Genomic DNA, 24681 nt, shown 5'->3' with positions numbered 1-24681 from the left:
TAGCATTGCCGACTGGAGATAAATTCATTGCGAATTTTTTTTATCATTAAGAAACTTTAATATAATAATAATTCATAAGCTAAGATGATTTATTCAATTGTAAGTCTAAGCAAACCAGACTACCCTTCCGCACAATTTCTACTAAACTTATCTAAAAATCTAATATGCCAGATATCTATTTCATTCTTGCTGGACTCCTTGTCGGATTTTGTGTCGGTGTAACTGGTGTGGGCGGTGGTTCACTAATGACACCGATCCTCATTAGCGTCATGGGCGTTCCAGCGAATGTCGCGATTGGGACAGACCTACTCTATGCCTCTATTTCTAAATTCTGTGGCTCGCTAGTCCATGCAAAAAAACTCAATATCGTCTGGCCAATCGTTCTATGGCTGGCAATCGGCAGTATTCCCGCATCTCTGGGAACAACATGGGCTCTCCATCATTTCTTTAGTTCCGCCAATGAATACAAAAAACTGCTGACCATGGTCTTGGGATTCATGCTGGTCTTAACAGGCGTATCTATTGTTTTTCGCGCACAAATCGAACGTTTCTTTGCCCGTAAACGTCATGACTCATCAGAAAGAAGCCAAGATGAACACGCTACTGCGCTACTCAAAAACAAGCCCCTTGTCGTTTTCATGGGCGCTGTTTTGGGTATTTTCGTGACTTTATCTTCTGTTGGCGCAGGTGCATTCGGCGTCATGGCATTAGTGTTGTTATTCCCTAATCTGCCGATGATTCGTGTGATTGGATCAGATGTAGCACATGCCGTTTTGCTCACCTTGGTGGCTGGGCTTGGGCATTTGGTCTCTGGCAACGTTGATTTTCATATGCTGACCATGCTGCTTATTGGTGCCATTCCTGCCATCATCATCGGCACCTTAATTAGTTCAAGACTGCCTGAACATCATATTCGCCGCATTTTGGGGATCACGCTATTACTTCTTGGCGTAAACTTCATCATCAATCCAACCAAGGCTAAAGCCCCTGCCTCAGTTGCACCAGCAGCAGTGATTTCAAACAATAAAGTGCAAATAACCCCATCAGTAAGCTAAAACAGCAAAAAAAACTTAGAAACCGCTCAATTCGAGCGGTTTTTTTCATGTCAATCCCTTGCACTGATCGGCGCTTGCCCCCATCCTTAGCAGTTAATCGTTAACTTTTTTTGGTGAGTGTGTCGTGGCAACAACAAGTGCAGCAAATATCGATCAGGTTGAAGTCAACCGCGTCAATGGAATTGATGAGCAAGTCGAAGATATTAATATCGAAGCCGTAGATCTTCTGGTTACGCCTGCCGAATTAAAAGCAGAATTACCGCTTTCTGAAGAAGCCAAAGCTACCGTATTATCAGGCCGTCAAACCATCCGTGCTATTTTGGATGGCACAGACCCGCGCTTGTTTGTCGTCATCGGTCCTTGTTCAATTCATGACCCAGTCGCCGCACACGACTACGCAAACCGCCTTAAAGTTCTTGCTGAACAAGTCAAAGATACGCTGTACTTGGTTATGCGTGTCTATTTTGAAAAACCACGGACAACTGTGGGTTGGAAAGGTCTCATTAACGATCCTGACATGAACGATTCCTTTGATGTTGAAAAAGGGCTCCGCCTTGGTCGTAAATTACTACTAGAGCTCAATGAACAAGGCTTACCATGTGCGACTGAAGCACTGGATCCTAACTCACCACAATATCTACAAGACCTTATTAGCTGGTCAGCAATTGGTGCCCGCACAACCGAAAGCCAAACTCACCGTGAAATGTCTTCAGGATTATCATCGCCTGTTGGCTTTAAAAATGGTACGGATGGTGGCATGACCGTTGCCATCAATGCAATGCAAGCAGTTGCATCAGGACATAGTTTTTTAGGTCTGAATCATGACGGACAAGTGTCGGTCATTCGTACCAAAGGCAACCCTTATGCTCACGTTGTTCTACGCGGTGGTGCAGGTAAGCCAAACTATGACTCAACAGCCGTTGCGGCTGTCGAAGCAGCGCTGTCTAAAGCCAAGGTCAGTGGCAAAATCATGATTGATGCTAGCCACGCAAACTCCAATAAGGACCCGTATCTACAGCCGTTGGTCTTAAAGAACATCACCAATCAAATCTTGGATGGCAATAACTCCATCGTAGGATTGATGGTCGAGAGTCACATCAATGGTGGGCGTCAGGATATTCCAGCAGACCTGTCAAAGCTTGAATACGGCAAGTCTGTAACCGATGGTTGTATCGACTGGCAGACTACAGAAAATGCAATTCTAGAAATGCACAATGCATTAAAAGAAGTGATCGCTAAACGTTGATCGCTTGGTCAAACATGCTAAAGGTTTAGTCTATGAACGATTACCAAAAACATGAGGATCTTCAAAAATCTTTATCACGAGTTTTGGTATATCGCTCTATTCATGAAAACCTTGCAACCTCGGGTCAACCTCAACTTGACGAGTTTGACCTGATTGCAAAAGCCGGTTTTGAAATTGTTATTAATCTGGCGCTCACTGATGCCAGCAATGCGATAGTCGGTGAAGATCGGTACGTCTTAGAGCGAGGAATGGATTACCTTAACCTGCCGCTACTCTTTGATCGCCCATCCCTCTCTCAAGCACTCAACCTCTTGAATTTTCTGCATGCTTCGCGTGATAAAAAGGTCTGGTTACACTGCGCATTGAATATGCGGGTATCCACTTTAGTTTATTTATATCGTATTTATTATTTAAAAATGTCTGAACCTGATGCACTTGCTCTATTGCATGATGTCTGGATACCCAATGACATCTGGCAACAGCTCATTCAACAGGTTCATCACCACTACTCTAGTCGCTAATTACTCTTCAAAGTGCACGAATGCTTTTGGTAGCACCGCAGGCAATAGACTCAGATCTGCTACAGCAATAAAAGATCCATTTAACAAATGATCTCGTTGGTTATAGCGAAATGGTTTTCCTACCAAATCGACAATTCCTCCCCCTAGAACCTCAAGCAAACACTGCCCAGCTGCGGTATCCCACTCTGACGTCGGGTGCAAACGTGGGTATAAATCAATGGAGCCATCAGCCATTAAACAAAATTTATAAGCACTTCCCGCATTGACAATATTGAGCTGTAAGCCCGCTTGTAACAATTGCTCTTGATACTCCGCATATTGAGGCCGCTTAGATTTACGCGACATCGCGGTATTCAAATACTGACCATCGACTTGGCGATTATGTAAAACATGACGACTCTTGTCCGCATCAATTCGATAAGCATGTTTGATCGGGTTTTCTGGATTTAGATCATGAATAGCCGCATAGACTTGCTGTTTAAGTGGAACCCCGATAACCCCGAGTACTACATGACCCGCTTCAACCAATGCGATATTCACAGTGAATTCGCCCGTTTTATTGATGAACTCACGGGTACCATCAAGAGGATCAACTAACCAAAAACGTGACCACTCGTTACGCTCAGAGACATCTGCAGACTCTTCAGAGAGTACAGGAATCTCTGGTATCAATTTTAAGAGTGCCGCCTCAATCAAATCATGGGCAGCAATGTCAGCAGCAGTTACTGGGGATGTATCATCTTTACGCTGTACATCAATCGCACTCTGTAAATGTTGATTATAAAAAACCGTGAGCAGCTCACCCGCCTCTTGAGTAATGCTAACAACTGCATCCAATAAATTTTCCAAATCAAGTTTGGGCAATGTGCTCGGCAGTATGGATTGTTGATTTAACGTCATAAAATGAACCATTGAATAAAGTCTTACGTGTAGAAACGATAAACCTGCGCCCCACACGATACTTTTAGATGAGAAAAATTTATAATAAACGATTAGGTTTATTATTGATTAGATCAGGTTGCTATGGGTTTAAGTATTGCATGGAATCAAATTGACATCATTATGTTTGATATGGATGGCACATTACTTGATCTCGCATTTGACAACTTTTTTTGGCGTGAGGTCGTTGTCAAAACTTGGGCGACAGAACAGGATGTCTCGCATGAGCATGCCCTGCTCACTCTGACCCCCATATTCAAGCAACAAGAAGGCTCACTGAACTGGTATTCATTGCCCTATTGGAGCGATTTATTAGGTCTTGATTTACAAGCGCTCAAAATCCAACACCGTGACCGTATTTCGCTACGTTCAGGCGTACAACCACTCCTCGAAACGTTGAAAAATCATGGTAAAATACTTTGGCTTGTGACCAACGCCCATCCTCAGGCATTGGCTATAAAACTTGAAAAAACTGGATTGGCGAGCTATTTTTCAGACATTATCTCTAGTCATGACTACGGCTATGCTAAGGAGCAAGTCGGATTTTGGCAATCACTCCAGCTACAAAAACCATTCACACCTGCACGAAGTCTCTTAGTCGATGACAGTGAATCCGTCCTACATGCAGCGCATAAGTATGGCTTACATGTTCTCGGTATAGAACAACCGGATAGCCTATTACCTGCACGTACTAATTTACATTATCCAGCGATCAGCGAGTGGTCCGAGTTTATTCACGAACTACAAAACAGTCTCATCAAAAACAGGTAAACACATAAACTCTTTTGCTATCTAATTTGAGGTACTCGACCCATGAAGCCATCACACACCTCTTCAACTGACTCCTCTCAAAGTAGCGCGGTTCGTATTGATAAATGGCTATGGGCCGCCCGCTTCTACCGTACCCGCACGCTTGCGAAAGAAGCAATTGAAGGGGGAAAGGTCCACTTTCAAGGTGAACGTGTCAAAGTTAGTAAAGAAATTCGTGTTGGCATGGAGCTTACGATTCGTCAAGGATTTGATGAAAAGACTGTAGAGATTACGTCATTATCGGTGACGCGTGGGAATGCAACAGTTGCACAACACCTTTACCAAGAGACTGAAGCCAGCATTGCACGACGCGAATTAATGAATGCAGCGCGAAAACTATCCAATCAGGCACGCCCAGATCATCGTCCAAATAAACACGAGCGACAACAATTACAACGCTTTCAGCAGAATTCAACCCGAGATCGTAGTTTCGATGAAGGCTTCTGACTCCCCCCCCTCAAGAAATATATCTTTTCTCAAAATAATTCTGAGAAAAACGAGTCACACTTGACATGTTTTGCACAAATATTCAACAAGCCTACCTTTAATATTTTTTTTAATATATATTGAATGCTAGATGTGACTTCAATCACTTAGCAGCGATTAACAGCTGTCTTGGAGACATCGCGAATAGATGTGACACGGTTGATTAGGCGGCGTGGTAACGCTCCAAAAGCACGAATTATTTGCAATTGGATTTTTTTGCTGACCATGCTTTCATCTGTTGTTTATTTGATTCTTAAAATTGAAATCTATGCCAAGGAAGGTTATAGGTTTTTTGGGGAATGGAGCTGACGTGTAATGAATCTAAATATTATCAAATTGCTAAATGCAGAACTACCTCCAGAAGAAGTCACCCACTTATCATTAGTGGGTGCAACAAAATCTGAAATGCAGACTTGGGTCGCCAGTTTATCCATGTTGAATGTCGGAGAAACGGCCAAACAATTGTATATTACCCTGCAAGAACTCCTCGCGGTTGAAGATATTCCAGATCCAGTGCGTTATGAACTCATGGAAGTGCTCAGGCCCGCGATCTACACCATTATTGAGTCCCTTTCGAAACACTACATCAATCAGAATGTCCTCTTAGACCAACGTGCAGAACGTATCGCTGGACTCGCTCAGCAACTACGGGTCTATTCTGCCATGGTTTATAGAGGCATTGCACTTCGAACCGCGGAAAACTATCAAGCTCAAAACTTTGGACTGTTTGCGATAGGCAAAAAGAAGTCCATGTTGCAGCTAATTGGTCAAGCAACCCATCGCGGTCTTACAGAGTTTTTCAGGCTACTCGCAGAATCAAAACTCTTGTATCTACCGATTTATAAAGGCATGTGGTTACGTCTGCATGAGCTGTTCAATCTCGCGGAACAATTCGATCTAGGGTCTTTCAGCTTACGTGATGAAAATCAAATTTATGGAAAAGCCTTGACCATACAACAGGCTTATCTGCGCTCTATCTTTATGTCGACTTGCAATACCAATAAACTACGTCAAGCTGAAATCAAAAAAATCAGCCAGCTGAGTGAGATATGGGTCGATTTATTAAAAATTTCCGCTGCTCCAAGTCAAGAAGATTTATTTCTGGTGGATACAGCCATTGACGCTCCACCGATGTACATTACGGAGTTGAAGGAAATCACTCCTGAAATGTTTTATATCGATGCCCGGCCACTACTTGCCCATTTCGAAAATCTAAACACAAATGATCCAGAGCTACTCAATCCTGCTGAAGAAACTCTCCTTTCAGCGACTTTAAAACTGCATTTGCTACACACATTAAAACCGCCTATGGAGCGTTCATCCGAACGCCATCCCCGTAAAGGGACTGTTTATTTATCACTGGGTTTGATCGGCACTCACTACCAAACTTCTGGTCAGCAGAATTTTGAGACGGTTATTCAGAATCAACAGCTCACTGCAAACACCCCACACCCAGGAATTTCCAATACCTTTCAGATCGATAGCGATGTCATTTATACCGCTCAAGAAGAACAGATACGCCAAAATGCAACCCGGGAATATCTTGAGTCTTACGAGTGTCAAATCGTCAATATAAGCATGGGTGGATATTGTATTCGTTGGCAAGGAACAACCCCTTCCGTCCTTAGAAGCGGTGAACTCATTGCCGTTCGCGAGCACAATAGCTCAACGTGGAGCATCGGACTGATTCGCTGGGTCCAACAACATCTGCATACAGGTGCCGAATTTGGTGTCGAGATTCTCTCTCAGCAAGGTAAAGCTTGCGGTGCGCGCGTCATACGCCAAGATGGTTATTCCAGTGAATATATGCGTACATTGCTACTCCCCGAAGTGAAAGAACAGAATCGAGCCACAACGATTATTACCCCCACCCTAGCATTTCGATCTGGACATAAAATTTCCATTCGACTTGGATCTGAAGAAGTACGTGCACAGTTGACACGTGAACTGGTAATCACACAAAGCTTTAGTCAATTTGAGTTTGTGTTATTACAAAGTCTTAAAGATGAACAAACCAAATCTAATCTACTTGCCACTTTAGCAGGACAAAAAGCAGAACAGAAAAAAGCTGCGAAGAGTAATGCTCAAGATGAGTTCGATGAGGTATGGAATACGCTATAGAAAATCGAATGAATATATTCGATTCAATAGGCTACATATAGAATCTGTATTTGCCTTAAACATCAAATCTAGTCATACTTTGATGATGAATTGTATGACAGTTTGATTGTGTGACCGTGTTTACAATAAGGAAGATGTTGACAGTGAAGTTATATTTAAATTGTTCAGATTTTAATAACTGCTGATTTCTCATTTTTTTTATATCCTTTAAATCTTTGATGTTGCTGTACACCAGCACGGTCTTTGATCACGGATAAAAGTTCATCACTCAACAACATTTGTAAGCGTTATCGCCTCAAACATGGAAAGAAAGGTTATCTATTGATGAGTAGAAAAAGTGAGAGTCTGCGTCTACTGGTAGTAGATGAGTCACCTGCAATTGCTGACGAATTAACAGACTTACTGAAAACTCAAGGCATCCCGACTCGTATCCAGATCCTTGATGATCGTGAAGAGCTAGAAAAAGCGTTTCGCCATACTTGGGATATCATTTTGTTTATCTCAGGCTACGACATTAGCTATGAAGATGTCATGCGCCAGATTCAAAGCCATGGACTGGATTTACCAGTGATCCTCCTCTTGAGTGATCACACCTCCTTTGACTTGAATCAAAAAGAATCTGCAAACTCCCCTTTCTTCAAAGCGTATACATTGGGTGTTTCAGATGTTTTGCCCACCAGTCGCCCACTACTGCTCATTCAATCGATTCGTCGCGAACTGCGTAATCTTGAGCACCGTAGAAACGAGCGCAATTTAGAACTTCTGCTAGGTGATGCTGAGCGACGTAGTCAACTCTTCCTTAAAAACTCTAAAACCGCGGTTTCATATATCGATGAAGGCGTACACATATTTGCCAATGAGTCTTATCTAGAGCTTTTTGGCTATGAGTCACTCGATGAACTGATTGGCATGCCCGTGATTGATCTTGTTGATAGTAAGGATCTAATGGAGTTCAAGGATTTCCTTAAGGTTTATACTAAAACTGGACGCAATGTTGCGGACTTTAACTTCTGCGGTGTTTGTGCCGATGGAAGCCGCTTTGAGGCCACCTTGCAGATAGGGCCAGCAAGCTTTGAAGGCGAGCCCTGTATCCAAATGATTATTCAGCATCAGGCTAAAGCAAACACCCAATTGCTTGAAGCACAGCTTGCCGCCATTGAGCGTCTCGATGGCTTGACAAACCTTGGTAATCGTCGTGCTTTCGAAGAAGCTTTAGAAGCTACCAGGGATAACGCTATCAAGTTTAAGCAGCAATATGCTCTGCTCTTTACCAGCATCGATAACATTGGCCAGATTAGTGCGAGTACAGGACTTGCGGGAAGTGATGCGACCGTACAAAAAGTAGCTGAAATTTTATCTTCGCAATTTTCTAACGCGCAGAACTATCGCTTTGGTGACTCCACATTCGCAACCCTCGTTCCCAATACTTCCCCTGAGTCCATTAGTGCTTATGCCCAAGCAACGACTGAACAGATTTCTAAGTCATTGATCAGTATTGGAAATCGTACCATTCAGACGACAGTAAGTATTGGTATCGCCATGATTAGTGAAACATCACCGAATGCAACGGAGCTGTTGTCCCGCGCATTTAATTCAGCTGATAAAGTAAAACTGCAAAATCATGGTATTGGTAATGGCATCAACCTCTACAATCCAGCAGAAAATGCCAGCCAATCCGATCAGGCATTACGTGAACTTCTAGAAGAAGCCTTAGAAAAGGGCAACTTCAAACTGATGTTTCAATCCATCTACGATACCCGTAATGATGCAAATCCATTATTCGAAGTTTATGCTCGTCTCCCCTTGGCTGATGGAAAAATCATGCAGCCGGATGAATTCATGCCCGTCGCACACCGCTATGGCATGGAAAGCCGACTGGATCGTTGGATATTGCTCAACGCCTGTAAACGACTCAAAGGACAGCTTGCTGCTCACCCCGGCACGCGTCTGCTGATTAATCTAAGTTCAGATTCACTGCAAGATACAAGCTTACCGCTACTGGTCAGCAAACTGACTACCGCAATTGGCGGCGCTGAAAATAAACCACTTATTTTGCAATTTAATGAAAGTGATGCTACCAATTATCTCAAACTTGCCCGCGATAATATCCATGCCTTTAGGGAAAAAGGCTGTCAAGTTTCAATCAATAACTTTGGTTCATCCATGAACTCCATGAGCTTACTCAATCATCTTGAAATTGATCTGGTTAAGATTGATAAATCTTTTGTCCAAGACCTGTCTAACGAAGAGAACGTACAAGCGGTAAAGAAGATTACAGCCAATGTCACCTCTCATGGTTCTCAAGTGATGATTGCTTATATTGAAAATCCAACCGCCATGTCTAAAGCATGGTCAATGGGAGCTCGCTATCTGCAAGGGTATTATTTGCAAATGCCTTCCGAAGATATGGTCTTTGAAGGATAAATGTATCCGAAATTTTTAAATGAACAAAAAGTATATGAGGTTATTTTCAATCAATAATCCTCTAAATATCCTTTGTTGTTAGGTATAAAAAACTGCCTTAGTCATCTAAGGCAGTTTTTTTGTGATTTTCATTCACTTCAAACACTATTTCTTAAGAAGCAGCCACCGCTTCAGCTACAGGTTTAGCAGCCATCTCTGTTGCGCGTTTGGCCGCAGGAGAGGTAGCTAAATAAGCGAGTGCGTCTTCGGTTGAGCCTTCAGTCACGGGATTATACCAAGGACTGAAATAAGAGACTTGCTGAGCAATCAGCCATAATGGATGAGGTAAATGCCCAGTTTTACTTTCTTTAGCCCATTGCAACCACACCCAAGGCTTGAACACACTCGGCTTCTTACTCTTGTATTGCTCATCTTGGCTCATGATATGAGCAGCACCATCCACCCAAAGTCCCAAAATCATCGGAACAGCAACTAAGGACAGATAGTATCTCGATAGGTAATCACCACCTAAATGCTGATACAAATCAAATGCCACACTACGGTGTTCAACTTCTTCAGCGCCATGCCAGCGTAATAGGTCAAGCAAGACAGGATCAGCACCAGCTTTATCCCATGCTTTATTCTCTAGTACATAATTACCCAGCACACAGGTCATATGTTCGATGGTCGCAATCAATCCTAAGCGAATAATGAGCCAACGCTTTTCCAAAAACTTAGGCACATTGACGCCCAATGGCGCATCCGCCAAAGCCTCATCAAACAACCAATCCATAATTTTGGTATTACGTTCGGTGTCGATATTATGCGATTGTAAATATTCGGCGATGGCACTGCCATGAGCACGGGCATGCATGGCTTCCTGACGAATAAACATTTGCACGTCTTCACGTAACTTATCGTCAGTGATCAATGGTAATGCTTTATTGTAGAGTCGGCAAAACCAAAATTCACCTGCGGGTAAAATCGTATTAATTTCATTGATAAAATGACTGGCAAAGGGGCTACCAGGAATCCATTCAAGTGGAGTATGGCTCCAATCAAACTTAACCTTACGCGGGACAATATGCGTTGCAGTATGAGAAGCAGAATGCTTACCCACACTCGTCTTGATGGCAGAAAGAACGCCCATAATCCTACTCCTCACAAATAAATGATTTAGCCAATCACCCTGTTCTACTGATTATACTCAGAAAGTATGAATTAGTTTGTAAAACAGCGTTGTCGGTAAATATGCAAATCCAATCAAAAAAACTGGACTCTGAACCAATAACACAAAGATAGGTAAATCAAAGCACTATGATTTATCTATTTAATTTAAAGCTAATAAATCAAAAGAATCACAGCATCAGATTTATGAGATGTGGATCTGATTCACATGATTCATTTCAATTCACTACCTCAACTCACAACGTAAATACATCAAGCCGATGGACGCTGACCAAAAGTAAAGTTACGAAAGTTTGGTCGACGGGTTTTCATCCAATAGCGCCATGTGAAACCAGGCCAAATCGTTACATTCTTACCGTCTTCATCAAGATACCAGCTCTTACACCCGCCTTCACTCCAGACCATGCGCTTAAGCTCTTCTTGGATCTTGTCATTGTAAGCATCTTGAGCGGCAGGTTTTACTTCCATGACAGACACTTTCTTACGATCCATTTCATCAAGACACTGAATCGCATACTTAATTTGTGATTCAATCATAAAGATAATTGAGTTATGACCTAATGCGGTATTAGGCCCCAGTAACATGAACAAATTTGGTAGACCTTTCAAAGTTGTGCCCAAATAAGCACTAAGACCACCACGACGCTGACGCACCTCAATCCCCTCACGATCATAAATATGCAAAGGTCCTAATGGATCATGTACGTCAAAGCCTGTTGCAAAGATAATCGCATCAACTTCATGCTCATTACCTTCCGCATCAACTACACTGTGTGCACGGATCTCCTGCGCACCAGCCGCCACCACTTCAACGTTTTCACGCGCTAATGCGGGATAATAGTTATTTGAAAATAAAACACGTTTACAACCAATGGTGTAATTTGGAGTCAGTTTTGCGCGGAGTACAGGATCCTTCACTTGGTTGGACAAATGCCAGCGAGCCAGCTTCTCAATCACCGTCATCAGCTTCGGATTAATGAATCCCAAAGCAAAACCTTCGGCTTGCCAATAAATACTGCTGCGGAAGAGTCGCTGGGAAACAGGAATATATTTAAATAATTGCTTCACACTATCATGAATCAGCCCATCAGGTTTTGGAACCAGCCATGGCGGTGTACGTTGTAATAAAACAAGCTTACTCACTCGCTCAGCAATCTGCGGCACAAACTGAATGGCACTTGCCCCAGTTCCGATAACGGCAACACGTTTACCAGTCAAATCATAATCATGGTTCCACTGCGCAGAGTGAAATGTAGTCCCTTTAAAGCTATCTAACCCTTTGACTTTCGGTAAAGCGGGACGGCTCAAACCACCAATTCCTGATATAACCACACGTGCGGTATATTGATTGCCATTACCTGTTTTCAGATGCCATAGACCTTGTGCTTCATCCCAGCGAGATTCTAATAATTCGCTATTCACTCGGACATGTGGCATCAAATCATATTTTGCGGCAATACCTTTCATATAAGCCAGAATCTCGGCCTGACCTGAATAAAAACGTGACCAATTTGGATTCTGTTCAAAAGAGAAAGAATACATGTGTGAAGGGACATCGCAAGCCGCACCAGGATAGTGATTGTCGCGCCAAGTACCACCTATATCTCCCGCCTTTTCCAAAATCACAAAATCATTGCGCCCAGCTTTCTTGAGGTAAACCCCCATACCTAAACCAGAAAAACCGCTGCCCACAATCACGACATCGTGATGAGTCACTTGAGCTTGAGGAGATAACTTCTTCACTAACTATTCACCTTAATATTTATGGAAATCAGCTGTAGCAAACCACACGAAATACCTTTATATGGTTTCATTATTAAGACATGCAATCTAGGTCTTTGGATGCCAAATACTATCTTCTAATGCCAATGTTTACAATGAACACATTTACTTGTATTGAGAATAGATATGAAAGCCAAATAGCTCAAACATGTTGTCAACGCACTGCAAACGAGTTATGACTGATAGAGTCGTATTTGATTAACTGCTGAAGACAAAGATCTCTCTCTCGCAGTACCTCTGCAAAGAGTGAGTGAAATAGGTTATTGCTATTGATTTAAATCACATTTACGAATCTGGCTTAAACCCGCGATCATCAACTCCAATCCAAATGAAAATTCTTCTTCCAGAGGTATAGGAAATTCGTCTATAACTGCGAAAGTAGCTGGAAATGCAGCCCTGTCCAACTTCAGGAAGGTTGCCGTTATCTGGGCATTATCCCTGTCCTCATCATGCCGATCTGAAAGTTGTACTGCAAAACCTAAAACATAGCGCGCTAATGTTACATAGGCTCTTACGGCAAGTGGCGTTGAGAAACCATTAGCAAGCAATAAAGCAAGACTACGTTCTCGTTGAATCATCGCATTAGGGCCTTTCGGAACCGATTGAAGCAGAAGTGGTGCCACACCACGATGATGGCAAAGAACCTTGAACATATGATTTGCCAGCATACGACAAGTCATTTCCCAACCCAAATTATCAATGCCGGGCATAGAGGATTCCATTTCGGCAAATACACGATCTACAACTTGAGCAATCAAATCCTCTCTGCTCTCGAAGTGACGATATAGTGTCGCAGTACCAGAACTCAACTGCTTCGCTAGATACCGTAATGTTAGAGCGTCAGCACCTTCGTCATTGACGATTTGCAGCGCGGCCATCAATATACGATCAAGTGGAATGGAAGGGCGACCTAAAGAAACTTGAGCTGACGACACCGTAACCTCTTATATGTTGCAATTGAATTCACGCTATGATTTTGAGCTGAACCACAACAATCATGATGATGTAGACTGAATGCCCATTAATTAACAAGTAAATAATAGCAGAACTTAGCTACTTTACGCATAAACCAACGACAAAGGCCTTCTTTAAAATATACAGATTATTGTACTCGGCACTTATGGCAATGTAGAGGTCACTGTTGAGATAGTTTGGGCGTTTTGGCATAGGCCCTCAATTGAATCAAAGATGTTAATCGATCAACCTAAATGAACCTCTAGCGTACTTGAGGCTCATTCTCCAAGACTACAGGATATATTCAGCTCTCTTTAGTTTTACGTCCTAAACGATTTAAAACGTATAACCTACGGAAAAAAAAGTCATCAAAGTATTCAAAGAACTCTTAACTTCTGAAGTAACCGTACCAACTGGAGCTTGAGTATTTAGAGTCGCATCTAATCGAAGGGGAATATAAGAAGCGGACACTCGAGCCGACCATTTAGGAGTAATTTGGTAAAGCAATCCACCTGTGAAAATAGGGAAGAAATTGGAGTCAATATGGGCAATTGTTGGGCCAACCAGTGCCGTGCCTGTTTTACTAGAGGCAAGGAATTCGCCATCAGCAACATGTTGCGTCAACTCAATACCGGTATATTTGGCATAAGATACCCCTACTCCAAGAAACGGTCTAAGTGCAGAATCTTTTGTGCCAAAATAATAGAAACTCTCGACAGTGGGTACATTCGCCTTAGCTTTTCCTAACTCGCCAATTTTTGCAATAGATCCTGTTCCATCTAGATGCACTGTTGGTGGAATGCCCAATACCATTTCTACTGCGAGATGATCAGTAAAGAAATAGCTTACCGTCAGGGCTCCTGTGTTTGCATCTCTAAGACTTGTGCCTGACCCCACTATAGAGTTCGTGTGTCCCATAGCTGTGACTAGCAAAGGCTGACTTACCTCATTCGGTTCCATATTAATCCAACCAAGGTTAACTAATGTATCGCCTGCACCCATTGCATGTGCAGCATTAATAGATTGAATAATTGCCATCGTTAGTACAATATTCCTTAATTTCATTTTTCATAGTCCTTAATATATTGATAATTAAATAAACAGAATATTTTCTTATTTATTTTGTTTACAAAACTCACCCTAAATCATAACTACATCCTCCCTGAGGTCTATTTTTGGCAATAAAAACCCGCAACCAAAAATATGGCTGTTTTTTTACAGATAAACTAGATTATTGATGCTTTAACTTTACTAACTCATTCGACACATTTAAGCCTTCGTCGTATCAGCAAATTTCATTTTCTTTCCAGCTCACCATCAATTCCCACATACTCCCAATGACAGAATCAGTATCTATACGCTTAACTATTCATCCACGGCTTGTATCTAGAATTGCTGGAGCGGAGTGTATAATTTTCACACGTATCATTTATGGATACTATGTATCCATAAATTAAAATTGTCAACATGATCCATAAATTAATAGCCTGAAAAAGACTGATTAATCATGAGAATTAATCTTTAAAAAAAGACTTGAATTAAGTAGCAAATCAACTAAAAATATTGAATAATTTCTAGAATTTAAAAGGCTTCTCTGTGCTATATAAAAATAGAGCCAGAATTGGAAAAATCATACCAATGACACAAACAAGCGGCCAACCTCCATAGTTATAGCTAACACTTGCCAACGCAGAGCCCACTGCCCCGCCTAAAAAAAATATCGCAATAAACAAACCATTCAATCGTCCACGAGCATGCTCGCCGAGAGAAAATAATGTGCGCTGACCGACAACCAAATTGGTTTGTACTCCAAAATCCAAAATCACGCCTGCAACCAAAAGTGCGACTAAGGAATGTAAGCCGCCATACCAAGCAAGCAAGAATGCCAAAGCCACAATCGTAATAGACAATCCCGTCGTCAAATGCGATTTACCATGGTCGGCAAGCCAACCCGCAATAGGTGCTGCGACAGCACCTGCCCCCCCTACCAGTGCAAAGAGACCAATGCCATTTTGGGTCAAACCGAATCGTGGAGAAGCTAAAATCAAAGGGACTGCTGTCCAATACAGACTAAAACTCGCAAAAAGAGTGGCTTGATAAGCTGCACGGCGGCGTAACTCTGGAGTATGTACAAACAGCTTCCAAAGTGAACCGATTAACTCTGGATAATGTTGCTGAGCTTCGGGCACACGCGACGGTAACAAACGCCACAGCACGCCCATGAGTATCACCATCGCCACAGCTGACAACTCATAAACTGATCGCCAGCCTAAGCTTGCTGCGATAAAACTGGACACTGGACGCGCCATCATGATACCAATCAACAAGCCGCTCATGACCTTGCCAACGACACGTCCGCGCACTTCCGCAGGCGCCATATGAGCCGCAACTAAAATCAATATCTGCGCGGAAATCGAACCAAGACCGATACAAAAGCACGAAAATAAAAAGACCATAGCCGTCTGTGACAAAGCAGCGGCAATTAAGGTGAGCAAGCCGCCACCCATTCCCCACAAAACCAGTTTGCGATTTTCCAGTAAATCACTCAGTGGCACCAATAACAACAACCCCAGACAATAGCCGATTTGGGTTAAGGTCACGATCAAACCACTTGCGACAGGCGATAAATGGATATCTGGTGCAATTAAGCCAATGAGAGGTTGGGCATAATACAGATTCGCCACAATCAAACCACATGAGCACGCTAACAAAAAAATTAGAGCACGCGATGGATAAATATTGGTGACGGTAATATCTTTCGTCGTTTCTGGAATAGTCTTCACAAGCTAAAAATCTCAACCCTAAAGGCTCCGCTAATTCGGCAGCTTATTTTAAAAAAAAATTAAGAACGACTCTGTTTAATCAACGTCCTATGTACAACGTGATTGATCACCTTCTGCCGTAACCGTGCTGTTAAGTGATCAGATTGCAGGACTCCAACGAGTCGTAGCCCTGACTCATACAATTGGTCTTTGACCAAATGAACATTTCTATCTAATAACGTGTAATCACGTTTGTGCCATTGACCCGCTATCATCACCGCTTCGATATTTGCAATGCTCGCCTGCAAGGCGGTGGCAACAGGATCATGCGCGGGCCACAAATTCAAAGCGCGAGCATCAATCGCGACAATATCTGCCTGCATTCCTATCTCTAATCGACCTACACGATCAGCAAGACCAAGTGCTCGTGCACCCTCCACTGTCGCCCATGAAAGCGCCTGCTTAGAGGTGATCGTTCGCTTAGGAGAGAAAAGACCAGAGACGTGTCTCTGTTGCTCATGATCAAGTCCTCGCTGTTGAGCCAATGCTATACGTGCTGCGGTCAGAACTTCTCCAGATACGACAGTATCAACATCCGTACCCAGTGATGGTGCAGACCCAATGCACAACAGTCGACCTGTGATGGGGAAACCATGGCCTTGACCCAACTCATTTTCTGGTGTCGAGGTGAAGCTCGCACCAGCATCAACGAATATTTCCAGCCACTCATCTGGGATTTCATTCCCGTGCACGATATTGGTCCTCGGGCCAATCAAATTTGCATTGCGTACAGCCTCCCAAGCTTCTCCGGGCTTTCCACCACTTTGATGCATAGACACAACGATATCGCGTTCACGAGCACAGCGAAAATCAGCTAATGCAATGTCTGACTTGGAATACTGAGGTCCTGGGATTGCGATTCCGAGTGTTAGCAATTCATGAGCGGATATTGGGCCTTTGAGTAAGCGATCGACTTCTTGCATTGGGTGTGGAGATTGCCGAACTTTATGTGGCATACCATGTAAAAAAACCGCACGAATGCCTGACTCAATGAGGCCTTGAAGTGCATTATCGGTGTGCTCTGGTGTTTGCGCGTTATGGCACCAGTCGCCTAGCGTTGTTGTCCCGCAGTTGATCTGATTCAAAGCACAGGCACGCGCAGCGATACGCATATCGTCTGGCGTATAATGCTTTGCGAGACCACCATGCGCTTGGGCAAGATACTCTAGCAAGGTCCAGTCAGCCCCAACTGATCTTAGCGCGGCTTGCCAGCTATGTAAGTGCGCATTCACTAGACCAGGAATAAGTATGCGCCCTTTAAAATCGACCACTTCGGCATCTATCATCTCAAGGTGACGTTCCATTTTAGTGATCCGACTTCCTTCTACCAGAATATCAAGATACTCAAAATCTGGCCTGCCAGCCGCCATCGTAATGACTGTTGCACCACGTAATATTATCTGGTTCATAGAATTTCCTCCGTATGAATGATCATTTGTTATCTGGGTGTAATTTTCTTGATATAAGTTTTTAGTTTTTCTGGTTTTTCTGGGTTCGCCATATGACCGATATAACCATCTGGACGAATCAAAATTACAATATCTCCAGTAATACCATAGGCACGGCTAAATGCTTGCTCTGAGTCTTTTAAGACGTAATCTGCACTATGTGTACTGTCTACATTAATAAGCACACGCTTTAACCCCGCACCGTTTGAAGACCACTCCAGTGCATTAACCACTTGCGCAGCATATGCTCCAAATCCGATGACAGTGAATTGTGGTCCTTGGAAGATATCGAACAAACAGACATTTCCACCATGGACTGCGGTCAGATTTGCATCAGGGGCACGATCTCCAGCCTGTAAAGTTGGGGTATGACTGCTATTCAATGCGAGTGGTCCATTACGATAGGTCAAGGTCAGTTGAGTTTCATCCTTACCCCGTCGAATACTCGATGGATCAAGTTTTGCGATGCCATCATATTTTTTGGTTGACAATGCCAGTACGGACGCTGCTATAGGCCAGCGCTCTGCTTCATAGCTATCTAGTAAACCGCTATCCGCACCTGCGAGAACCTGAGCCAGTTTCCAACCCAAATTGTACGAATCCTGAATACCCGTATTGAGACCTTGTGCCCCAGCTGGGGTATGCACATGACCCGCATCCCCTGTAAGAAATACGCGTCCACTGCGATAATGCTCAGCCATTCGGATATTTGGTCTAAATACGGATTTCCAGCGTATATCACTTAAGACGACATTCAAATTAGCAATACGTTTTTGAATACGAGCATTGATGGCAGACAGTTCAAGTTCAGGCTGCTCATCGGGAGCAATACGGATCATCCACTGGAACAATTCGCTATGCGGCAGCGGGCAAGCTGCTATGAACTGCCCACTTTTACCTGGCCAAATATGCCAGCGATTGCGAGACAAACCCGTCGTTACGCCATCTACAATGATGATACGATCTTCTTCAATGGTCGATCCTGCGAATTTAATGCCTAACTGCTGACGTACTTTGCTAGATCCTCCATCTGCTCCAACCATATAGCGTGCGCTGATTTCCTCTACAACGCCATCAGCTCCTTCTACATTAACAATGACGTAATCTTCGATTTGGCTTAAGGAAACGAACTGTTTACCATACTCAACCACACCGCCCAGCGACTCAAACCGAGCATGCAGCGCAGCATCAGTACTGAATTGTGGAATCAATAAAACATTCGGAAATGGTACGTCCGATGAAGGTGCTCGTTTGGACATCATCCGCCAAGGTATGACCAATGGTCCAAGATGTACACCAAGCAGTGGATATAAGCTACCAGCTTGCAGCACGTCTTTGACTAAGCCAAGATCTTGAAAAACTTCCAATGTCCTTGGCTGCACACCCTTTGCTCTGGAGCCTTCAAAGCTCGTAGGTGCTTTGTCTACGATGCGGATATTGAGACCTCGGCGCTGGAGATCGATCGCCAGTGCCGTACCCGCAGGACCAGCGCCGATGATCAGGACATCAATAATTTTGTCGTTCGTTTTTTTGTTCATGATGTACTCCTCATGCTATGTATTTTTATAAACGCTTGAATTAAATTGGCAACATCACGTGAGCGCTCAAACGGCACCATATGACCGCACTCTAGGACATGAGATTGCTCAGGTTGTAATAAGTCACGGGCTTCATCTAGGTTGTCGATCGGTGTCACAAGATCATCCTTACCCCAAATCAGCATTGAGGGAACATATGAAGCCGAGACCGCCTTATACAATGCAGTGCGATTAAAAAGATTAAAATGCTGTACAGTATCGAAAACCGCATAAAGGCTTCCTTCGTACTGATATGCATCCTGTAGCATTGCGGAAAGCTCAGCGGCGCGGGCACGATCCCCAAGATCATTGCTCTCATGCTTTGCTAGCAACTTACGTCCAAAGTTCTTTGCCACAAATCCTGCCAGTGAGTCACTCGACTGCAATAAACGTAATGCAAGCGGTTTTTTAGCAAGCCCAGCAGGTCCTGCAATGGTTAATGAAGAGACAGATACTGCATTCTGACTCACATACTCCATTGCTATAAGAGCCCCCATGGACGCACCAACAACATGAAGCGGCTCAGTTATATTCAGGGATTGAATCAAGTCATTGATCTGCCGTATGAATAATGCATCATCATAAGTACCTCGAATTCGATCTGAATAACCACGTCCATAACTGCTATAAGTCAGCGTACGCAAGCCTGCATCATGCAATACCGCAACCACTTGATCCCAGTAAAACAATGGCACAGTCAAGCCCCCCACCAACACGACGATCTCCCCTGCTTCTGGGCCTAAAAGCTCATAATGAGTAACACCATCAAAAAGCTCAATGTAACTGCCACGCAATGTCGACCTCGTGCTTATGCCAAAATTTCGATCTTCGCCTTGAGCGACAAAATACTTCATGATTTAGCTCCTACTAATTGTTGCTTAGGGTCAGCCAATGACTGCAAAAACTTTTCGACTGCTCCTGCAACCCATACCGGATCCTCCTCAGGAAGTAGATGCCCGCCGTCGTTATGGATCAGCTCTTGATGGTTAATGATGTCACTAGAGAAATGCTGGCCATCTACGCGCGCACTACGCAGCACCAGCGTGGGAACTAGAATTTTATGGATCTCTTTACTCCGATCTTTCTGATCAGTATTTACAAAATCAATGAAGGCAGATCGATTGCCAGGCAAAGACATTAAGCCATGCACCCTGTCTACCATCTCACCATTCACAATGGTTGATGTAGACCCAACAATGGATTTCAGATTTCTCTCTGTGGCTCTGCGTGGCAGCCATAACCGCAGCAAAGGTCGTAGTAATGGATTACGCGCTAAGCGCATTCCTGAGGGGAGTGACTTTTCTGGATAACCCGTCGCATTAATCAGGACAATTCCGTTCAGACGCTCAGGGTGTTCCAGAGCCATATTCCAAGCAACATTGCCACCCAACGAATTTCCCACAACGCTATATTTCTTTATTTGAAGTGCATCCATGAATCGAGCTAGCGTAGATACATAAGTCTCGATCCGATAATCACCGTCAGGTCGAGGCCCCGTCAGTCCAAAACCTGATAAATCAGGTCTAATAACGGTAAATGACTTAGCCAATAACGCCGCTACCTGTTCAAATCCTTGCAAAGACGAAGCGCTACCATGCAACAGCATCACGGCAGGCCCATCCCCCGCAAGCTTGTAATGAATCCGTAGACCATCCACCAATGCGAACCGCGAATCAACTTGCGGTTTAGACCAATTATTCATTGTTATGTACTCACGCCTATTTATGGATACTATGTATCCATAAATATATTTTGTCAACATTTGCTCCAATTTTTTTAATATATTCTTGGAAATCTTAAGACTAGTGAAAAGGCAAGAATGACTAGATAAAAGAAAAAATCTTCATGCTCGAATTTCCCTTATGTAGTGAAAACTTCCCCAACATAATAAAAATCGTGTAGATCTAATGTTTACAGAAGAAGTTGCTATTCACCCACTTTACGGACACTTCGTATCCGTAAAGTGGGTGAAGTTAATGGAATCCAACTATTCAGAAAAATCTAGCAACTATCTTCAATGGCATGCTTAACATGTTGCTGACTTGATAAGGTCATGGATTGGAAAAGAAACTGATGTTATATAATGGAGAAAACATGAGAGCACTTGTTATTAACGATAATTCACCTAGGTTATTAATCTCTTCAGAATTATCTGCTCCACCACCGCCAAAAGCGAGTTACGTCCAACTTCGTCTGTCGGCAACCTCTATTAATCCGATCGATAGACTCTTATCGCAGGAGGGGCAAGGCAATATTTATAGTCGATCAATCAAACTAAATTAATAATGAAGGGAAAATATGTATCGCTTGGCAATGATGGCCTCTCAGGCTCAGCTCTTAGATACTGATTTTTAATTAATAAATCAAATTTATTCCGATAAGTGCGACAATTAAATTGAAACTAAAGCGTTAATTTATCGGCAATGTCGCCAAGCGAACCAAAGCATCACGGGCGGCAAGAACCAGTTGCTCATGTGTCCAATGACCAAAACTTTGCCTTGAAAGTTGAATCGTTAAGCCTTCAATTTGCGCAATCATCAACGCCGCACGCAACTCATAATCAAGCTCGCTTAAATGCGGCGTCAGCCCAGCAATCAATCGCATAAATTCTTTTTGCTCGCGTACTCTAACGCGATCCAGAATCTTTGCTGCAACAGGATTACGATTGGCCAATGACCAAATCTCCATGAATACACCCGCTACATCTGGACGTCGGACCTCTGCAAGAAACAAATCCATCGCTGCAATAAGACGCTCAAGTTTGGTCTGCTCAACCATCGTTTCACTTAATTGCTCAATCGCAACACGATAATCATCCATCATATAAAGCAGCACTGCTTCAACCAGCGTGTCTTTATCCTGATAATAGTGCTGTACCGTACTTAGGCTCACGTTTACGCGCGCAGCAACACTACGCATTGAAAGTCCCGCGTAACCTTCCGTCGCAAAAATTTCTCGTGCTGCACTTAATATTGCCTGAGCCCGCTCAACGCCTTTTCCTGTCGTACCAGAGCCCTTCTTCTTCAACGACTCAATGACTGTGTTATGCATAGAGGTTCTTGACCAAAAACGTTAGAAAGTACTGATTGTCTGGGTCATTGACGAATCTGTCAACCGACCTATATAATTTTGAACAACAACAGGTCAACTGACCTATTTTTTAAAATAAAACCAAAATAGGTCGTAACTCTCATCAAAAAATAGTGCTGAGACTTGGCATCAGGAGTTTTCATATGAGTCATAAAGTTTTCGTTGCAGGCGTAGGCATGATCCCTTTTAGTAAACCAGGCGTAGGGCCTGCTTATGATGTCATGGGCACAGAAGCAGGACGTCATGCACTCAAAGATGCAGGAGTCAACTACGCCGATATTCAACAAGCCTATGTCGGCTACGTTTATGGGGATTCAACCAGTGGTCAAAAAGCACTATACCCACTTGGAATGACAGGCATCCCCGTCATCAACGTCAATAATAATTGCTCAACTGGCTCAACTGCATTGTTTCTAGCCCGACAGGCAATCGCCAGTGGTGCCGCTGATTGTGTTTTGGCTTTAGGTTTTGAGCAAATGAATCCCGGTGCTCTGGGCTCAGTTTTTCATGATCGCCCCAATCCCTTTACTGATTTTAATGCCCTAACGGATGACCTCGTCGGCATGGCAGAAGTACCCATGGCGCTTCGTATGTTTGGAGGAGCGGGTTTGTCTCATATGAATAAATACGGAACTAAACTCGAAACATTTGCCAAGATTCGAGCCAAGGCGAGTCGCCATGCCGTAAACAATCCACTCGCGCTATTTCGAAAAATAGTCACTGAAGACGAGGTAATGTGCTCACCTGTCATGTGGCCTGGCGTGATGACCCGCCTTATGGCATGCCCACCGACCTGCGGTGCTGCGGCTGCAATTTTAGTTTCTGAACGCTTTGCAAAGCGTCATGGTCTGCGAACCGATGTGTATATTGCGGCTCAAGCCATGACGACAGATACCGTGAGCACCTTTGAGGCTCGTGACATGATGCAACTGGTTGGTTTTGATATGACCGCAGCGGCTGCCAAACAGGTTTATGAAGCTGCTAGTGTTGGTCCAACGGACATCAACGTATTAGAGCTACATGACTGCTTTGCCCACAATGAACTCATTACTTATGAAGGTCTTGGATTATGTCCAATCGGTGGTGCTGAAAAGTTCATCAATGATGGCGATAATACCTACGGCGGACAAGTGGTTACGAATCCTTCTGGGGGGTTACTTTCTAAGGGTCATCCTTTGGGGGCAACAGGCTTGGCTCAATGCTATGAACTCACCCAACAATTACGAGGAAATGCCGAAGCTCGTCAAGTCGATGGCGCACGCCTTGCATTGCAACACAACCTCGGTCTAGGCGGTGCGTGTGTCGTGACGCTTTATGCTCGTCAATAAAAAAAGATCAATAGAGAGGAGTGATCATGATTAGCAAAAACCACATCGGTCGCGTTTTTCCGCCCCATACCATTGAAATCGAAAAAGGCCGTTTGCGATTCTTTGCCAAAGCAATTGGTGAAACTGATCCCATCTATACAGATGAGGCTGCGGCACATGCAGCGGGCTATCCTTCATTACCCGTACCACCAACGTTTCTCTTCGGCCTTGATCTTGAACAAGACAGCGCATTTGGATGGCTGGATGAATTAGGGCTAAACCTCGAACGCATATTACATGGCGAACAATCGTTTACTTATCACACGCCAGCATGCGCAGGCGATACCTTGACCTTCGAATCTCGGATTGCTGATATTTATGACAAAAAAAATGGCGCTCTAGAGTTCATCATCAAAGAGATCAAAGTCACCAATCAACATGGCGCACACGTTGCAGATCTGAGAAACACCATTGTTCAGCGTAATGGATAAGGAATCAATCATGTCTATAAATTATCGGACCATTGAAGTGGGTGACACGCTACCTCCACTGCAACTATCCCCTATTACAAGAACCACATTGGCACTATTTGCTGGGGCGTCAGGCGATCACAACCCCATCCACATTGACTCTGATTTTGCTAAGCAAGCAGGTATGCCCGATGTTTTCGCACACGGCATGCTCTCGATGGCGTGGCTTGGTCGCTTGCTCACCCAGTGGGTGCCTCAGCGACAGATTGTTCAATTCAATGCCCGCTTTGCGGGGATCACTCATCTCGGAGATGCGCCGCTCTGCACGGGTAAAGTAATTGAAAAGCTTGAGTCCGATGGTCAACAACTGCTCAAAATAGAGTTACATGTCACAAATCAAAATAGTGAAACGAAAATTATCGGTGATGCGCTTATCGCAATCTAACTTTTTAAAATGACTGG

21 protein-coding genes are annotated in these 24681 nt (G+C 43.6%); 10 read left to right on the top strand and 11 right to left on the bottom strand.

Annotated features, from left to right (window positions below):
- The first annotated feature begins 164 nt into the window (after nucleotides 1-164).
- From HYN46_RS06065 to HYN46_RS06055, 3 genes are all read left to right on the top strand, one after another.
- Nucleotides 165-1055 carry a sulfite exporter TauE/SafE family protein gene (locus HYN46_RS06065; RefSeq protein WP_114898544.1) on the top strand — a complete coding sequence of 297 codons (891 nt, stop codon included), beginning with the start codon at nucleotides 165-167 and terminating at the stop codon, nucleotides 1053-1055.
- A 181-nt stretch (nucleotides 1056-1236) separates the two neighbouring features.
- Entirely contained in the window at nucleotides 1237-2301 is a 1065-nt protein-coding gene (locus HYN46_RS06060) for a 3-deoxy-7-phosphoheptulonate synthase (protein WP_114900642.1), read from the top strand.
- A 32-nt stretch (nucleotides 2302-2333) separates the two neighbouring features.
- Nucleotides 2334-2822 carry a protein tyrosine phosphatase family protein gene (locus HYN46_RS06055; protein WP_114898543.1) on the top strand — a complete coding sequence of 163 codons (489 nt, stop codon included), beginning with the start codon at nucleotides 2334-2336 and terminating at the stop codon, nucleotides 2820-2822.
- On the opposite strand, the gene cysQ is transcribed toward HYN46_RS06055, so the two are convergent.
- Complete coding sequence (cysQ, locus tag HYN46_RS06050; protein ID WP_162818101.1) at nucleotides 2823-3722, bottom strand: 3'(2'),5'-bisphosphate nucleotidase CysQ; 900 nt, start codon at nucleotides 3720-3722, stop codon at nucleotides 2823-2825. It abuts the gene before it with no gap.
- A gap of 123 nt (nucleotides 3723-3845) precedes the next feature.
- On the opposite strand from cysQ, the gene yrfG reads away from it, so the two are divergent.
- From yrfG to HYN46_RS06030, 4 genes are all read left to right on the top strand, one after another.
- On the top strand, nucleotides 3846-4532 hold the full coding sequence (gene yrfG, locus HYN46_RS06045) for a GMP/IMP nucleotidase (RefSeq protein WP_114898541.1): 687 nt from the start codon (nucleotides 3846-3848) through the stop codon (nucleotides 4530-4532).
- Nucleotides 4533-4574: 42 nt separating this feature from the next.
- Nucleotides 4575-5018 carry an RNA-binding S4 domain-containing protein gene (locus HYN46_RS06040; protein ID WP_114898540.1) on the top strand — a complete coding sequence of 148 codons (444 nt, stop codon included), beginning with the start codon at nucleotides 4575-4577 and terminating at the stop codon, nucleotides 5016-5018.
- A gap of 354 nt (nucleotides 5019-5372) precedes the next feature.
- Entirely contained in the window at nucleotides 5373-7178 is a 1806-nt protein-coding gene (locus HYN46_RS06035) for a hypothetical protein (protein ID WP_114898539.1), read from the top strand.
- A 324-nt stretch (nucleotides 7179-7502) separates the two neighbouring features.
- Nucleotides 7503-9602 (top strand): GGDEF/EAL domain-containing response regulator, encoded by a 2100-nt coding sequence (locus HYN46_RS06030; RefSeq protein ID WP_114898538.1) that lies wholly within the window; start codon nucleotides 7503-7505, stop codon nucleotides 9600-9602.
- A gap of 151 nt (nucleotides 9603-9753) precedes the next feature.
- Here HYN46_RS06030 and HYN46_RS06025 read toward each other — a convergent pair whose 3' ends face one another.
- The 10 genes from HYN46_RS06025 to HYN46_RS05980 all read right to left on the bottom strand — a co-directional run bounded on the left by HYN46_RS06025 (nucleotide 9754) and on the right by HYN46_RS05980 (nucleotide 22403).
- Nucleotides 9754-10731, bottom strand: coding sequence for a metal-dependent hydrolase (locus tag HYN46_RS06025; protein ID WP_114898537.1), 978 nt, complete (start codon nucleotides 10729-10731; stop codon nucleotides 9754-9756).
- A 290-nt stretch (nucleotides 10732-11021) separates the two neighbouring features.
- Nucleotides 11022-12512 (bottom strand): flavin-containing monooxygenase, encoded by a 1491-nt coding sequence (locus HYN46_RS06020; RefSeq protein WP_228254902.1) that lies wholly within the window; start codon nucleotides 12510-12512, stop codon nucleotides 11022-11024.
- Between the two features lie 305 nt (nucleotides 12513-12817).
- Entirely contained in the window at nucleotides 12818-13486 is a 669-nt protein-coding gene (locus tag HYN46_RS06015; RefSeq protein WP_210009417.1) for a TetR/AcrR family transcriptional regulator, read from the bottom strand.
- Nucleotides 13487-13841: 355 nt separating this feature from the next.
- Entirely contained in the window at nucleotides 13842-14570 is a 729-nt protein-coding gene (locus HYN46_RS06010) for an OmpW/AlkL family protein (protein ID WP_114898535.1), read from the bottom strand.
- 509 nt (nucleotides 14571-15079) lie between these two features.
- Nucleotides 15080-16288, bottom strand: coding sequence for an MFS transporter (locus tag HYN46_RS06005; RefSeq protein WP_114898534.1), 1209 nt, complete (start codon nucleotides 16286-16288; stop codon nucleotides 15080-15082).
- A 59-nt stretch (nucleotides 16289-16347) separates the two neighbouring features.
- Nucleotides 16348-17736, bottom strand: coding sequence for an amidohydrolase family protein (locus tag HYN46_RS06000; RefSeq protein WP_114898533.1), 1389 nt, complete (start codon nucleotides 17734-17736; stop codon nucleotides 16348-16350).
- A 29-nt stretch (nucleotides 17737-17765) separates the two neighbouring features.
- Nucleotides 17766-19313 (bottom strand): FAD-dependent oxidoreductase, encoded by a 1548-nt coding sequence (locus HYN46_RS05995; RefSeq protein ID WP_114898532.1) that lies wholly within the window; start codon nucleotides 19311-19313, stop codon nucleotides 17766-17768.
- The gene (locus HYN46_RS05990; RefSeq protein WP_114898531.1) at nucleotides 19310-20206 is read right to left on the bottom strand and encodes an alpha/beta fold hydrolase; all 897 of its coding nucleotides are present in this window, start codon (nucleotides 20204-20206) and stop codon (nucleotides 19310-19312) included. Before HYN46_RS05990 ends, HYN46_RS05995 begins: the two co-directional genes overlap by 4 nt.
- Nucleotides 20203-21054 (bottom strand): alpha/beta fold hydrolase, encoded by an 852-nt coding sequence (locus tag HYN46_RS05985; RefSeq protein WP_114898530.1) that lies wholly within the window; start codon nucleotides 21052-21054, stop codon nucleotides 20203-20205. Before HYN46_RS05985 ends, HYN46_RS05990 begins: the two co-directional genes overlap by 4 nt.
- A 707-nt stretch (nucleotides 21055-21761) precedes the next feature.
- Nucleotides 21762-22403: a TetR/AcrR family transcriptional regulator gene (locus HYN46_RS05980; protein ID WP_114898529.1), complete on the bottom strand. Its 642-nt coding sequence runs from the start codon at nucleotides 22401-22403 to the stop codon at nucleotides 21762-21764.
- 182 nt (nucleotides 22404-22585) lie between these two features.
- Here HYN46_RS05980 and HYN46_RS05975 point away from each other — a divergent pair, with 182 nt between their 5' ends.
- From HYN46_RS05975 to HYN46_RS05965, 3 genes are read left to right on the top strand one after another with little or no spacing between them, the layout of a single operon-like run.
- Complete coding sequence (locus HYN46_RS05975; RefSeq protein WP_114898528.1) at nucleotides 22586-23770, top strand: lipid-transfer protein; 1185 nt, start codon at nucleotides 22586-22588, stop codon at nucleotides 23768-23770.
- 26 nt (nucleotides 23771-23796) lie between these two features.
- Complete coding sequence (locus tag HYN46_RS05970; RefSeq protein WP_114898527.1) at nucleotides 23797-24240, top strand: MaoC family dehydratase N-terminal domain-containing protein; 444 nt, start codon at nucleotides 23797-23799, stop codon at nucleotides 24238-24240.
- 10 nt (nucleotides 24241-24250) lie between these two features.
- Nucleotides 24251-24664: a MaoC family dehydratase gene (locus HYN46_RS05965; protein ID WP_114898526.1), complete on the top strand. Its 414-nt coding sequence runs from the start codon at nucleotides 24251-24253 to the stop codon at nucleotides 24662-24664.
- The last annotated feature ends 17 nt before the right edge of the window (nucleotides 24665-24681 follow it).

The organism is Aquirhabdus parva, assembly GCF_003351745.1.
In the GTDB taxonomy this organism is placed as follows: domain Bacteria; phylum Pseudomonadota; class Gammaproteobacteria; order Pseudomonadales; family Moraxellaceae; genus Aquirhabdus; species Aquirhabdus parva.
The sequence above is the reverse complement of the archived record's forward strand: the minus strand, read 5'-3'. Positions and strand labels throughout refer to the sequence as shown.